13 protein-coding genes are annotated in these 13,015 nt (G+C 43.4%); 10 read left to right on the forward strand and 3 right to left on the reverse strand.

Going from position 1 to position 13,015, the window contains the following annotated elements; genetic code table 11:
- Nucleotides 1–5 precede the first annotated feature (5 nt).
- The 9 genes from PN462_RS22575 (at nt 6) to PN462_RS22615 (ending at nt 10,015) form a co-directional block, all read left to right on the forward strand.
- Nucleotides 6–1,148 carry a glycosyltransferase gene (locus PN462_RS22575; protein WP_272131112.1) on the forward strand — a complete coding sequence of 381 codons (1,143 nt, stop codon included), beginning with the start codon at nt 6–8 and terminating at the stop codon, nt 1,146–1,148.
- Nucleotides 1,149–1,152: 4 nt separating this feature from the next.
- Complete coding sequence (locus tag PN462_RS22580) at nt 1,153–1,674, forward strand: acyltransferase family protein (RefSeq protein ID WP_272131113.1); 522 nt, start codon at nt 1,153–1,155, stop codon at nt 1,672–1,674.
- A gap of 7 nt (nt 1,675–1,681) precedes the next feature.
- Complete coding sequence (locus tag PN462_RS22585) at nt 1,682–3,112, forward strand: hypothetical protein (RefSeq protein ID WP_272131114.1); 1,431 nt, start codon at nt 1,682–1,684, stop codon at nt 3,110–3,112.
- 108 nt (nt 3,113–3,220) lie between these two features.
- The gene (locus PN462_RS22590; protein ID WP_272131115.1) at nt 3,221–4,387 is read left to right on the forward strand and encodes a glycosyltransferase family 4 protein; all 1,167 of its coding nucleotides are present in this window, start codon (nt 3,221–3,223) and stop codon (nt 4,385–4,387) included.
- A gap of 101 nt (nt 4,388–4,488) precedes the next feature.
- Nucleotides 4,489–5,424 carry a lysylphosphatidylglycerol synthase domain-containing protein gene (locus tag PN462_RS22595; RefSeq protein WP_272131116.1) on the forward strand — a complete coding sequence of 312 codons (936 nt, stop codon included), beginning with the start codon at nt 4,489–4,491 and terminating at the stop codon, nt 5,422–5,424.
- A gap of 96 nt (nt 5,425–5,520) precedes the next feature.
- A complete protein-coding gene (locus tag PN462_RS22600; protein WP_272131117.1) occupies nt 5,521–6,525 on the forward strand; it encodes a glycosyltransferase family 2 protein in 1,005 nt (334 codons plus the stop codon).
- Nucleotides 6,526–6,659: 134 nt separating this feature from the next.
- Entirely contained in the window at nt 6,660–8,108 is a 1,449-nt protein-coding gene (locus PN462_RS22605) for an aminotransferase class I/II-fold pyridoxal phosphate-dependent enzyme (RefSeq protein WP_272131118.1), read from the forward strand.
- A gap of 77 nt (nt 8,109–8,185) precedes the next feature.
- Nucleotides 8,186–8,776, forward strand: coding sequence for a precorrin-6Y C5,15-methyltransferase subunit CbiT (cbiT, locus tag PN462_RS22610; protein WP_272131119.1), 591 nt, complete (start codon nt 8,186–8,188; stop codon nt 8,774–8,776).
- Nucleotides 8,777–9,079: 303 nt separating this feature from the next.
- Nucleotides 9,080–10,015, forward strand: a complete 936-nt coding sequence (locus PN462_RS22615; RefSeq protein WP_272131120.1) for a phosphatidate cytidylyltransferase — start codon at nt 9,080–9,082, stop codon at nt 10,013–10,015.
- A 99-nt stretch (nt 10,016–10,114) separates the two neighbouring features.
- On the opposite strand, the gene hpsJ-A is transcribed toward PN462_RS22615, so the two are convergent.
- Both hpsJ-A and PN462_RS22625 read right to left on the reverse strand, forming a co-directional pair.
- Nucleotides 10,115–10,906, reverse strand: a complete 792-nt coding sequence (gene hpsJ-A / locus PN462_RS22620) for an HpsJ-like protein, cyanoexosortase A-associated (protein WP_272131121.1) — start codon at nt 10,904–10,906, stop codon at nt 10,115–10,117.
- Between the two features lie 35 nt (nt 10,907–10,941).
- Entirely contained in the window at nt 10,942–11,454 is a 513-nt protein-coding gene (locus PN462_RS22625) for a hypothetical protein (protein WP_272131122.1), read from the reverse strand.
- Between the two features lie 42 nt (nt 11,455–11,496).
- Between PN462_RS22625 and crtA the strand changes: the two genes are divergently transcribed.
- Nucleotides 11,497–12,384, forward strand: a complete 888-nt coding sequence (gene crtA, locus PN462_RS22630; protein WP_272131123.1) for a cyanoexosortase A — start codon at nt 11,497–11,499, stop codon at nt 12,382–12,384.
- A 44-nt stretch (nt 12,385–12,428) separates the two neighbouring features.
- Here crtA and PN462_RS22635 read toward each other — a convergent pair whose 3' ends face one another.
- Nucleotides 12,429–12,950 (reverse strand): DUF29 family protein, encoded by a 522-nt coding sequence (locus PN462_RS22635; protein WP_272131124.1) that lies wholly within the window; start codon nt 12,948–12,950, stop codon nt 12,429–12,431.
- Nucleotides 12,951–13,015 lie beyond the last annotated feature (65 nt).

A 13,015-nucleotide genomic window follows, 5' to 3' on the forward strand; every position in this document is an offset into this window, starting at 1 on the left:
AAAATATGCCTAACTCTAACTCAAATATTCTTTTTTTCTCAGGACGACTGCTTCCTGCATCAGAAACGTTTGTCAAAGCGCAGGGGGAACAGTTAAGAAAATATACTCCTTACTATGTCGGTTCTCGTCTAGTGTCGGGGTTAACGCTACCTTCTGAACAAACCCGAGTTGTTAATTCAGGGGGAATATGGGGAAAAGCTCAGGAAGCAGCTTTTAAATTATGGGGAGTTGCTCCTAGTTTTTATAACAACCTGAAAGCATTAAAGCCATGTTTAATTCATGCTCATTTTGGAGTCTGTGGGGGGTTAGCTTTACCTGTGCAGAAACAATTAAGAGTCCCTCTCATTACAACGTTTTATGGTTTGGATGCCACCATGACGGATGAGTATGCTAAAAAACATTCTCTTAGTACCAACGTTTATTTACAGCGTCGAGAACATTTAAAACAAAACGCCAATTTGTTTATTGCGGTTTCTGAGTTTATCAAGGATAAACTGCTAGCGCAAGGGTTTCCCGAAGATAAAGTGATTGCTCACTATTACGGTGTTGATACTCAGCAATTTCAAGCTGATCCCACTATCCCCCGTGAACCCATTGTTTTATTTGTTGGACGTTTTACTGAGAAGAAAGGATGTGAATATCTCATTAAAGCAATGGCACAAGTCCAAGAACAAGAGAATGAGGCAGAATTAGTATTAGTGGGAGATGGGAAGTTAAAAGCGGAATTAGAATCTTTAGCTGCTCAGTGTTTACGTCGCTATCAATTTTTAGGCTTTCAACCCTCTTCAGTCGTTAAACATTGGATGAACCGTGCCAAAATTTTGGCCGTTCCTAGTGTAACCGCAGCCAATGGTGATTCAGAGGGACTCCCAACAGTTATTGTTGAAGCACAGGCCATGGGATTACCTGTTGTGGGGTCAATTCATGCTGGTATTCCCCAAGCGGTTTCCCATGAAGAAACAGGGTTTTTAGCAGAGGAGCGAGATTGGCAATCTTTAGCTCAATATATTGTTACATTGCTCAAGAATGACGAAATTTGGGGGAATTTTAGTCAGAACGGAAAACAACGGATGCGAGAGCATTTTGATTTACAAAAACAAACTCAAAAACTCGAACAGATTTATGATTCTGTTTTATTAAAAGAATGAAAATATGGAAGACAAAACAGAAAATTTAGCGTTTAATCAGCGTATTTTTGCCCTTGACTTTCTCAAGGCAATTAGTATTGCTGCTGTGGTCTATTATCATTCTATGTTTTTTCCGATTTCAACGTATAGTCAAGTTGCGATCGCAGAATTAATTCTCTCAGCACCCCTCAGATTTTGTGTCCCGCTTCTACTCACACTTTCTTTTATTTTATTTGAGCATAAACTACAGAAAACAGAAACAGTTTTAAGATTAACTCGAAAACGCTTAAACCGAATTCTAATTCCTACAATTTTTTGGTTTTCTCTAGCCGCTATATTGCAACTAATTAAAGGAAATAGTTTTTTAAAAATTAGTCAAGCCGTTTCCTTACTACTTCGTAATTTTATAAAAAATATTGATACGCTCAATTTTAATTTTTTTGAGCTACTGCTTATAAAAGGAATTAGTTGGATTTTTTTATTGGCAATATCTTTAAAATTGTCTATATTACTAGAACGATGCCAATTAGCTAGTTGTGTTCGTTAAAAACGATATGACTTTTAAAACACCACAAAAACCAAAAAGTAAAACTTACATTCAAATTTCAATTTTAGTTCTGTTTGCCTTTAGTTCAGCTTTTTTTTCTAGGGTTTTAGAATTAATCAAATTTCCTTCTATTATTAATTTAGTTCATTACGGAATTATCCCTGCAATATGTCTATTTACGCTGATCAAAACCCGCGTTAAAAATCGCCAACAAATTTTTATTACTTATCAACTGCTAATTGCAATTATTTTATTTTTTTTGATCAATGTTGTTAGTGCTTTTTATAATAATGCCGGATTAATTAATGCTTGTCTGAATTTCCTATTTTTTGCAGAACATTTTTTGTTAGTGTTGGCAATTGTTTGCTTACCTTTAACTGTTAAAAAGCTAAAACTTTTCAGAGCTTATATTATTTTTTCTTCTTTGATCAATATTATTTTTGCTTATATTCAATTTTATGTTTTACAACTTCAATATCATCATGGCTTAAATGATAATATAAAAGGAGTTTTTGTCGGAGGAGGGGCGGGTCATGTTGTGGGGGCTTCTGTGGCTCTAACCTTCAGTCTTTATTACTTTGCCGCCGCTAAAACACTACCAATTTGGTTTAGAGTTTTTATGGTTTTAGCTGCCTTTTGGCACATGAATATGGCGGATGCTAAACAAGTTATTTTAGCTTTAGGAGTGGCTGGAATTATTCTGTTATTTACAAAATTAAATAACCCAATAGAAGCGATTAAGTTGATTGGGGGTGGGGTAATTTTAGGCTATATTTTTTGGTGGGCAGTGCAGAATGTGGAAGCCTTAGATGCCTTTAATACTTGGATGCGACCTGAAATTTATGGGCCAGAAGGAGAAGCGACCTTGCTGAAATCGGCAACGTTTCGCATTGTCCCAGAGTATTATAACTCCCCCCTACATCCTTGGATTGGCTTGGGTCCAGGCCATACTGTAGGCCGCTTAGGAGGATGGATGTTAGCCCAATATTCTAGTCTCTTAGCTCCATTAGGATCAACTCAACATCCTGCTAGTGGTGCAGTATGGCAGGCGGTTGGGGCAAGTTGGCTAGGGGATCAATCGAGTATGTTTTCCCCTTTGTTTGGTTGGGCAGGAATTTGGGGGGACTTGGGGTGGTTAGGACTCGCTTCGTTTCTCTATATCTGGTGGGTGGTGTGGAATCGGTTGTGTGTGGATGATGTGTCGCGCTATATTGCTTTGACTCCTATGGTATTTGGGTTGATTTTCACGCAGATGGAGGAGCCAGGGTATATGCTTTATATTGGCTGTATTATTGCCCTGCGATGGCAAGAACACCACGTTCGGAAGCAGAGAGCCAAGTTAGGAAATACTGTACCACCTCCTTCTTTAGAAGAAATTAAACATCCTAAAACTCCTAAAGACTGGCTGAAAAAAATCTTACTACTGGATGCTCCCTAGAATGTGCCGGATCACTAGACTAAAGTAAGTAATAAGAGAGCGAGTTGTTAGGAGGCTTGTATACTCGATGACATTTCAAAATACTGTTGGTTGAACAAGGAGAGCTTCATGCACATTTTGAGCGTGCATAATTACTATCAAATTCGGGGAGGAGAAGATGAGTCCTGTGATTCAGAAATTCGCCTTTTGCGGGACAATAATCACCAAGTTTCAGTCTATCACGAACATAACGATCGCATCAAAAAATTATCCAGTCTAGAAGCCGCCCAACGCACCATCTGGTCACAGGAAGCCTATCGCCATATCCAACAAACTTTAGCTGAAAAATCCCTCGATCTCATCCACGTCCAGAACTTTTTTCCCCTTATTTCCCCCTCTATTTATTACGCAGTCCAAGAGAGTCAAACCCCTATTATTCAAACTCTACGAAATTATCGTTTACTGTGTCCCAATGGTCTCTTTTTTCGGGATGGCCGGGTGTGTGAAGACTGTTTAGGGAAACCCATTCCTTACCCTGGGGTGCAGCATTCCTGTTATCGGGATAACCGCGCAGCGAGTGCGACAACGGCGTTAATGTTAACTGTACACCGTTTGCTCAATACTTGGTCAGACCGGGTTAACCTCTACATTGCACTCACCCAGTTTGCGCGACAGAAATTTATTGAAGGGGGACTTCCGGCTGATAAAATTGTTGTGAAGCCCAATTTTGTTGCACCAGACCCCGGTATGGGGACGGGAAAAGGGGGATATGCCATTTATGTGGGCCGGTTGTCGGTTGAAAAAGGGTTAGATACCCTGTTGGCCGCATGGGAAAGGTTAAAGACTCCTTATCCCTTGAAAATTGTGGGGGATGGGCCATTGAGTGAGGTGGTGAAGGATGCAGAAACGCGAGTTGCGGGGGTGGAATGGGTGGGCCGTCGGCCTTTGGAGGAGGTGCATCAGTTGATGGGAGAGGCCACCATGCTGATTTTTCCCTCGAAATGGTATGAAACCTTTGGCCGGGTGGCCGTGGAAGCATTTGCGAAGGGGACCCCGGTTATTGCGGCCAATATTGGCGCGATCGCGGAATTAGTGCAAGATGGTGATACGGGGTTACATTTCCGGCCCGGAGATGCAGAAGACTTGGCCAGTAAAGTAGATACGTTACTCTCTAACCCCCAACAACTCGGAAAAATGCGCGAAACCGTGAGAGCAGAATATGAACAGAAATACACGGCACAACAAAATTATCATCGGTTAATGGAAATTTATCAACAAGCTAGGGATAATGGATAATGGATAATTGATAATGGAGAATGAAGAATTAAATGCTTAGGAGTTAAACCAACAACCAACAACAAATAACCACCAACAAATAACCAATAACCAAGTCATAAATGAAATCTCATCTCCCCCGTGTTGCTCAGTTGAAACCGTATTTGCGTTGGTTGGTTTGGGGTGGAGTTAGCTTTTTTTTGGTGAAAACCCTACACACCCACTGGCAAACCGTAGTCAATACTGAGATTTCCGGGTTTAATTGGGGATATGCGATTCTAGCATTTCTTGTCACCCTTCTAGCCCATTGTTGGACAGGGTGGGTATGGGGGTTAATTCTCCGTTATTTAAATTATCCCGTCTCCGGGGTTTGGAGTATTCGGGTTTATCTGCAAACCAATATAGCCAAATATGTCCCCGGTAATGTGTGGCATTTTTATGGGAGAGTGAGAGCAGCACAACAACTAGACATTCCCTTACCTGTCGCTACATTAAGTGTATTACTCGAACCCCTGTTAATGTTGGCCGCAGCGTTACTGCTGGCCTTATTTACTTATCCCCAGGCTAACTTATCCTTACAGTTGCTTATTTTAGGCGTTGTGTTGCTTGGTGTACATCCCGTCTGTTTGAATCCTTTGCTCCACTGGGCTGGTAAACTCAAGGGGAGGAAAAATTTGGCGCAACACCCCCCAGAAAACTCCCCACCGCAACCGGAGTCTATCTCAGTGAAATATTATCCCCTCATGCCGTTTCTGGGGGAATGTTGCTTTTTATGGTTGCGGGGGAGTGGGTTTTTGTTGACAGTGTTAGCATTGCAACCCCTTACTTGGGAGCAAATTCCCCCCTTGGTGAGTACCTTTAGTTTAGCGTGGTTATTGGGGTTAGTCGTCCCTGGGTCCCCTGGAGGGATTGGGGTTTTTGAGACAACTGCGATCGCGCTCTTACAAGGGAACTTTTTCCTCAGCATCGCCCTCTATCGTCTCATAAGCACCCTCGCTGAAGCAATCGGGGCTTTTTTAGCCACAGTGAATGCGAAATCACGCACGCAACATGATTGAATAGAAAACTGTCTGATTATCGTATGTCATACATACTATAAACTGGACCATTGTATGGTTAACCTTGGCTTGCTGACAAATTGCCGATCATTGCCAATGAATTCTCCTCTCCTAACCCAAAACCAAGTCAACCCAGAGGCCGTTTCCCCCCTTCTTGATGTTTCTGTGGTCGTTCCCATTTATAATGAAGTAGAAAGCCTTCCTCGTCTCGTTGCAGCAATTAATGACAGCTTGCAGGATACAGACTTAAACTACGAAATCCTCTGTATTGACGACGGTTCAACCGATGGCTCAACAGCACTCTTGCGAGACTTAACGCAACAATATTCTACCCTACGTGCCGTAATCTTGCGCCGTAACTACGGGCAAACCCCCGCCATGGCCGCAGGGTTTAATCATGCGAGAGGCCAATCTATTATTACCCTAGATGGGGACTTACAAAATGATCCCGCAGACATCCCCATGTTGCTGGCCAAATTAGACGAAGGGTATGATCTAGTAACAGGATGGCGAAAAAATCGCCAAGATGCGGCCTTAACCCGGTTACTCCCCTCAAAAATTGCCAACTGGTTAATTGGCCGTATTACAGGGGTAAAAGTCCACGACTACGGATGTTCCCTCAAAGCATACCGGGCCGAATTGGTGGCCGATATGAACTTATACGGAGAATTACACCGTTTTCTCCCGGCCCTCGCCTTTATTGAAGGTGCTAGAATTACAGAACTCCCCGTCCGTCATCATGCAAGACAATTTGGCAATAGTAAATATGGGTTAGGCCGGACTTTCCGAGTCTTATTAGACTTACTCACTATTTTCTTCATGAAAAAATTTCTAACCCGTCCCATGCACGTTTTTGGCCTATTAGGAATTATCGCCACTGCATTAGGAATCCTGTTCGGATTATACCTAACATTTCTCAAGTTTGGCATGGGTCAAGAAATCGGCGATCGCCCCTTACTCATCCTCGTCGCTGTCTTAATTTCCACCGGAGTCCAATTCTTCAGTTTAGGGTTACTCGGAGAACTCCTAATGCGCACCTACCACGAATCTCAAGGCCGGCCAATTTATCGCGTCAGGGAAATTATTAATAATAAACAATAAACAATAAACAATAAACAATTGGCTTTTGTTATTGATGCTTTGTTCTTTGTTTCTCCCCCAACTCCCAACTCCCAACTCCCAACTCCCCTTTGTGTCCTTTGTGTCTTTGTGGTTTATTCCTCCCAACTTATTCTATGACCCATTACCAATTACCCATAATAAATACCCTCAAAAAAGCAGGAGACAGGCCACACGCACCATTTTACGCCCCCGGCCATAAACGAGGACAAGGCATAGCACCGCAACTGCAAGACTGGTGGGGGAAAGCTGTCTTTCAGGCCGACTTGCCAGAATTACCAGAGTTTGATAACTTATTTGCACCGGAAGGAGCAATTCTTGAAGCGCAAACCCTCGCAGCGCAAACCTTTGGGGCAGATTCTACTTATTTTCTCATTAATGGGTCAACGGGAGGCATTCTGGCGGCCATTTTAGCCACTTGTCACCCCGGAGATAAGTTAATTTTACCCCGCAACATTCACCAAGCAGCCATTTCAGGTTTAATCCTTGCTGGGGCAATTCCTATCTTTCTACAACCGGACTATGACCCCATCACCCATCTTGCCTATAGTATCACCCCAGAGGCAGTTTCTAGGGCATTAGAGGCGCATCCCGACGCTAAAGGGGTCTTACTCCTTTATCCCACTTATCAAGGCGTAGGCGGCGATATAGAAGCCATTGCCAAGCTGACCCATGATTATCATATCCCCCTCCTCGTTGATGAAGCCCACGGGGCCCATTTTGCCTTTCACCCGGACTTACCTCCCTCTGCGCTGAGTGTCGGGGCGGATTTAACGGTACAATCAACCCATAAAACCTTGGGGAGTCTCTCTCAAGCCTCCATGTTGCACACCCAAGGCAGTCGCATCAACCCCCAACGGCTACAAACTGCCCTACAACTCGTCCAGTCCACCAGTCCTAATGCTCTCCTGTTGGCCTCCCTTGATGCAACACGGGAACAAATGGCCAGAGACGGCCAAACCCTCCTCTCCCAAACCCTGCAACTCGCCCAACTCGCCTATCAAAAACTGGCTACAGTCCCCGGAATTTCTTGTCTCTCTGCCCCCTCTGCGCCCTATAGAGGCTGGAAACACTTGGATTTGACCCGTTTAACCCTTTTGCTCTCTCAACTGCCCTTAAATGGCTTTCAAGCCGACGAGTTTTTATCGGAACAAGGCGTGATTGCGGAGTTACCCCTTGATCGTCAGCTTACCTTTATTCTCAGTTTGGGCAATTCTCCCGACGATATTAACCGACTGGTGACAGGGGTGACTCGTTTAGTGGAACAATATCCCCCTCACGAGAATACAACATCCGTAGCAATGACACCCCCTCCCCCACCGACTCTGGCTATCTCCCCCAGAGATGCCTATTTTGCCCCTCAGTCTCCCCTTCCCCTCCGTCAAGCGCAAGGCCGCATTAGTGCTGCGCTTGTATGTCCCTATCCTCCTGGTATTCCGGTGTTAATGCCGGGGGAAGTGGTGACGGAAAGCGCGATCGCATTTTTGCACCAAGTCCAAGCGAACCGAGGCCGGATTACTGGGTTAAGCAATCCCACTCAACTGACTTTGAACGTTGTAGGATAAAGATAGATTCTCGGTCATATACGTTACATTTCATTCATTTTTCTTCTTTTTTCTTTAACGCCTGAATGCCTAAAAATATGCTCTGGCCTTACTCAACTCCCGGTATTCCGGATCATTTATTTGAGCGATTACCTGGTATCCCCCTCAGTAAACGGGAAGTCCGGTTGCTTCTGCTGTCTGCCTTACAGATGGAACACGACTCCGTGCTTTGGGATATTGGGGCAGGGACGGGTACAATTCCTGTTGAGGTCGGTTTGCTTTGCCCCGGTAGTCAAATTGTGGCCGTTGAACGAGATGAGGAAGTCGCTGCACTCATTCGACGGAATTGTGAACGGTTTGGAGTCTTTAATGCGGAAGTCATAGAAGGCAGTGCGCCGGACTGTCTCACCCATGTCTATCCCCGTCCCAACCGCATTTGTTTAGAAGGGGGACGAGAGATGAAACCTATTTTTAAAGCGGTTTGGGAATACCTCCAACCCCAAGGTCATCTCGTCGCCACTGCGAGTAATTTAGAGAGTCTGTACATCCTCTCGGAAACCTTCGCAGAATTGCAAGCTCGCAATATTGAGGTAGTCCAGTCGGCAGTCAACCGACTAGAAACCCGTGGCCGCCACCAAATTTTTGCAGCAGTGAATCCTATTTTTATTCTTAGTGGCGAGAAGTTTTAGGACAGTAAACAGCATCCGAAGGCAGATGGCAGATGGCAGATGTTGGAATAAGGAGGAAGTTAACCTAAGAAGAAGGACAGAAACTAATCAGAGTAAGGCTTTCAGCCTATTTTAAGTAATTTTAGTTTCACCGAGAGTAACCAGTTGTTACTCCCCATCTCCCCCATCTCCCCCATCTCCCCCATCTCCTCCATCTCCCAAAGCTCAACCCCCGATGTTCCCAAAAAACAGATAACGGATTCTCGTTAACCTTTGATAAGATTTCTTTAACCTTCTCTTACCCTACAGGGACATTTCTCGTCTATGCCGTGGACTCGAATTTTTAGTGGAATTATTGCGATCGCGCTCGCCTTTGCTATGATCTGGGCGGGGAGTTGGTATTTTACCGCCGGCTTTATGGCGATCGTACTCTTGGGACAACTGGAGTATTTCCGCATGGTACGCGCTAAAGGCATTGAACCCGCAGGCAAAACTACCCTCGTCCTCTCCCAAGTCCTCCTGATCATTGCCACTGTGATCCCCAACCTCACCGACGCGGTTTTCCCCATCAGTGGCACAATGATTTGTTTTTATCTCCTCTTTCAACCCAAATTAGCCACCATTGCCGATATTTCTACATCAATTTTAGGGCTATTTTATGGGGGATGGTTGCCCAGTTATTGGATTCGCTTGCGAGTAGGGTTAGAGACTCAAAATTCTGTCTTGGTGGCCGCTAATTCGGTGACGACTAACTCAGCCACTGAACCCTTGATTCATTTCCCCTTAGAAGCCAATGTATCACTCCCTATTATTAACTTTAATTTTACCACAATTTCCCCGGCTTTAGCTATTACTTTACTCGCCTTTGGTTGTATTTGGGCTGCCGATATTGGGGCCTATTTAGTCGGCAAATATTTCGGACGCACCCGACTCTCCCAAATTAGTCCTAAGAAGACTGTAGAAGGTGCAGTTTTCGGGATTCTAGGGAGTATTCTAGTGGCCACCATAGGGGCGTTTTTTTTACATTGGAATGCTTGGCCACTTAGTGGGATTTTATTAGGTAGTTTAATCGGTGTGGCCAGCTTATTAGGGGACTTAACCGAGTCAATGATGAAACGAGATGCAGGGGTTAAAGATTCTGGTCAAATTATACCCGGCCATGGCGGCATTTTAGACCGCACCGATAGTTATGTTTTCACTGCCCCCTTAGTTTATTATTTCGTCACCTTAATTTTACCTATCTTACCCCCAAGTTTATAGACTGGACTAGGAATAATTTATAATGGAAAATAAAAGGTTTTAGTCGTTCAAAAACTAACCGGAAAACCCAAAAATTGCTAATTGTTTATTGTTAATTGTTCATTGTTTATTCTTCCTTGTCCACCGAGTCCATCGCCAAATAATAATTAACCAAGCACCCGATAATACTGCCCCTAAATTTAATTTAATAAAATTCTTAAATAAATTCGTTTTCTGATTTTCCCATTGGGTTTGCAACTGAACGATTGCATTTTGTTCCGTCCCGTCAATTTGTTCCGCTAACTGCTGTTTCAGTTGGGGAATACTCTCATCAAACGCAAGGGGACGATTGAGAAACGCTGCAATCACATTTAAATCATCTATAGTATCAGCATCTTCTAATCGGTCGCGTAGAGTTTGAAATTGTTGCGCTTGTTGGGCAATTTGGCTATTATATTGACCCTCATTCAGTTGGTAAATGCGCCAAGTGTTGCCAATTCCAAGGGGAAGTAAGCCAAAATAGAAAAGGGCAAATAGTAACGCTAACCAGGAGAGAAACCGCAATTGTCGCATTTGCGATCGCTCAATGCGTTCCTGACGATTATAAAAAATAAAAACAAATCCCAACAAAGGGGCCCACACCCGTTCCACCAAATTGGTCATCACTTCAAACTGCCAAACCGGATCAGTCAGACGAGGGGGAAACAACAAATACACAAAATCGAGAACCGTAAAACTCAGCAACGCATAACCCGCCAGGGGAAGCATTGCCAAAGACTTAGAAAACGCCGAATCCGATAAAAAATAGCCCCCCTTCTTCCCCCGTGATGAGGATGAGGGACGTTGAGGGGTTTGAGTTTCCGAGGAGGAGGTCTGTACAGGGTCAGAAGATGATGTAGGATGATCAGCCACAGGTCTTGTTTACTAAAAGCTCTAATCGCATTGGGCTATACCTCAACCGAGTCGTTTAAGGTAGTTTCTCGTTTCCGTGTCTTCCCTTGTTTCTTGAGATAGCCATACCCCAGAGGCAGCAACCCTAATAATACACCAAGAGTAGGGTTAAAATCCCAAGGAGCAGCCGCCGCACCCCCACCGACAGGAGTAAAGTTAGCCGTACCACTAACAGTCTGGCCGCCAAAATTAAATGTCCCCTGAGTCCCAGAAAACTGTAAAGTTCCGCCATTACTTCCGCTATAGTTGGCAGAAGTAATATTTCCCCCAGAAACGTTGAACGTGCCACCACCCGGAAACGGCCCACCCCCACCAATAGAGGAATTAACAACATTGACTGACGATGCAACCCCTCCAGTAGTTGGCACCCCAAAAATCGTTCCGCTTACATTTCCTGTCCCATTACTAAAAGAAAAGCTGAAATCTAAAGCCTGAGCGACAGTTGACCATCCCGCCACCGTCGCCGTCATGGCCAAAACGCCTAAGCTATGAACTAACGCTGTTTTCATCACGTCCCCCTCGGACACAAATTCTGTTACTTTACATTAAAGATGAGACAAAACAATTCTGCAAGAGGAAAGTTGAAGGCGTTAGATAAATTTTGGGGTCGTGCAGCCTCTCCCCTCAAAAAACGTTTGTCCTCTCTTTCCCCCCGTTTCTGGGGGTTGGGAGGACTTGCTGGACTATTACTGATCCTTACCCTCGACTTACAAGGAAAAGCAGGACTCACCAGTTTTCAGATTACCACAGTCATTTTTACTCTAGCGTTAGGAATCCGCCTCCAGCGTAAACAATTTTTCCACCAACCGAGTCCTCCTATTTTACAAGCCCTAGGGGGATTACTCATTCTCGGTACATTAACCCTCAGTTACGGGAATTTTGCGAGCTTGAGTCCTTATGCTTTACCGCTTCTGTTAGGCTGTGGGTGGGCATTAATCGCCGTAGGGATTAAAAAATTAGCCCAGTATTGGCAAGAGTTTTTATTATTAGCCATTCTCACTATTCCAGTCGAATATTTAGTTCATCCGCTTAATAATACTTTGGGTATTAGTCAGGGAATGGCGAAGTTTTCTACTTTTCTCCTCTGGTATGTAGGGTTTAATGTTTCTAATCAAAATGATTATATTATTTTACCCAGTCGTGCCACTTGGATTGATCCCCATTGTACCGGGGTGGCAACGATGTTATGGATGCTACAATTGGCTATTCTCTTTTTAGCTTTGTTCCCGACTTCTGTATTCCAAAAAATCCTTGTGCCGACTGTGGCATTAGGGTTAGTGGTGATTGTTAATGGAATTCGACTGGCGTTTTTAGCTTTCTTTGCGGCACATTATCAAAATTTATTTGACTATTGGCATTCTGATAATGCTCAAGTCTTTTCAACTATTCCGGTGGTTTTATTTGGATGGTTTTGTTATAAAATGATTGATGATGGGTAATGGGTAATTTGTTTTATGCTCAACCCAATTATAATTACAAAAAATTAGGTTTGGTTGCCATTTTGCCAATTTTTGCCGCCCACTAATTGAATTAGATGTTGATTCATTTCTTGGCGTAATTCTTTTGGGGAATAAATATAGGTCATTTCTAAGTAAAGTTGTGTTTTTTTGATTAAATTAACCGGGTCAATTTCTTTTTCTAATTGAAACGGACTATATTGACCTTGTAAAACCTCCTCACTGGCTTTGAATAAGGCTGAATCTAAGGCATTTTCTAAATATTCATCCCAATCTTCGGGTTTAATATAATAGGATTTCTTGTTGTCTTTTAAATTTAAATCTTGAATTTGTAAAACCGAGTCACGGATAGAAGAAGCCCAAGAATTGGTTAGTCTTTGTTCGACTTGATTTTTAATCAAATGGATTAATAAACGCACTAAAAAGGATTGAATTGTACGGATTACTGCTTTTTTGCTCATCCATTCTAACTCATCAACTAACTCTAAGGCTTCTTCATAGCGTCCTTCTATAATGTTTTGTCGCAGATCAATTAGTTCTTGAACCATTTTTTTGGTAATGGGTAATGGGTAATGGATAATATATAATGGGAAGAAACCGGGTTTCTATCCAA

The sequence above is a fragment of the Spirulina sp. CS-785/01 genome (genome assembly GCF_028330525.1).
In the GTDB taxonomy this organism is placed as follows: Bacteria; Cyanobacteriota; Cyanobacteriia; order Cyanobacteriales; family Spirulinaceae; genus JAQMSD01.

Excerpts from the sequence above, each read along its gene's own strand:
- PN462_RS22575 (WP_272131112.1), top strand. The coding sequence starts at position 6 with ATGCCTAACTCTAACTCAAATATTCTTTTTTTCTCAGGACGACTGCTT.
- PN462_RS22605 (WP_272131118.1), top strand. The coding sequence starts at position 6,660 with ATGACCCATTACCAATTACCCATAATAAATACCCTCAAAAAAGCAGGA.
- PN462_RS22590 (WP_272131115.1), top strand. The coding sequence starts at position 3,221 with ATGCACATTTTGAGCGTGCATAATTACTATCAAATTCGGGGAGGAGAA.
- PN462_RS22625 (WP_272131122.1), bottom strand. The coding sequence starts at position 11,454 with ATGAAAACAGCGTTAGTTCATAGCTTAGGCGTTTTGGCCATGACGGCG.
- PN462_RS22615 (WP_272131120.1), top strand. The coding sequence starts at position 9,080 with ATGCCGTGGACTCGAATTTTTAGTGGAATTATTGCGATCGCGCTCGCC.
- cbiT (WP_272131119.1), top strand. The coding sequence starts at position 8,186 with ATGCTCTGGCCTTACTCAACTCCCGGTATTCCGGATCATTTATTTGAG.
- PN462_RS22600 (WP_272131117.1), top strand. The coding sequence starts at position 5,521 with ATGAATTCTCCTCTCCTAACCCAAAACCAAGTCAACCCAGAGGCCGTT.
- PN462_RS22585 (WP_272131114.1), top strand. The coding sequence starts at position 1,682 with ATGACTTTTAAAACACCACAAAAACCAAAAAGTAAAACTTACATTCAA.
- PN462_RS22635 (WP_272131124.1), bottom strand. The coding sequence starts at position 12,950 with ATGGTTCAAGAACTAATTGATCTGCGACAAAACATTATAGAAGGACGC.
- PN462_RS22595 (WP_272131116.1), top strand. The coding sequence starts at position 4,489 with ATGAAATCTCATCTCCCCCGTGTTGCTCAGTTGAAACCGTATTTGCGT.
- PN462_RS22580 (WP_272131113.1), top strand. The coding sequence starts at position 1,153 with ATGGAAGACAAAACAGAAAATTTAGCGTTTAATCAGCGTATTTTTGCC.
- crtA (WP_272131123.1), top strand. The coding sequence starts at position 11,497 with ATGAGACAAAACAATTCTGCAAGAGGAAAGTTGAAGGCGTTAGATAAA.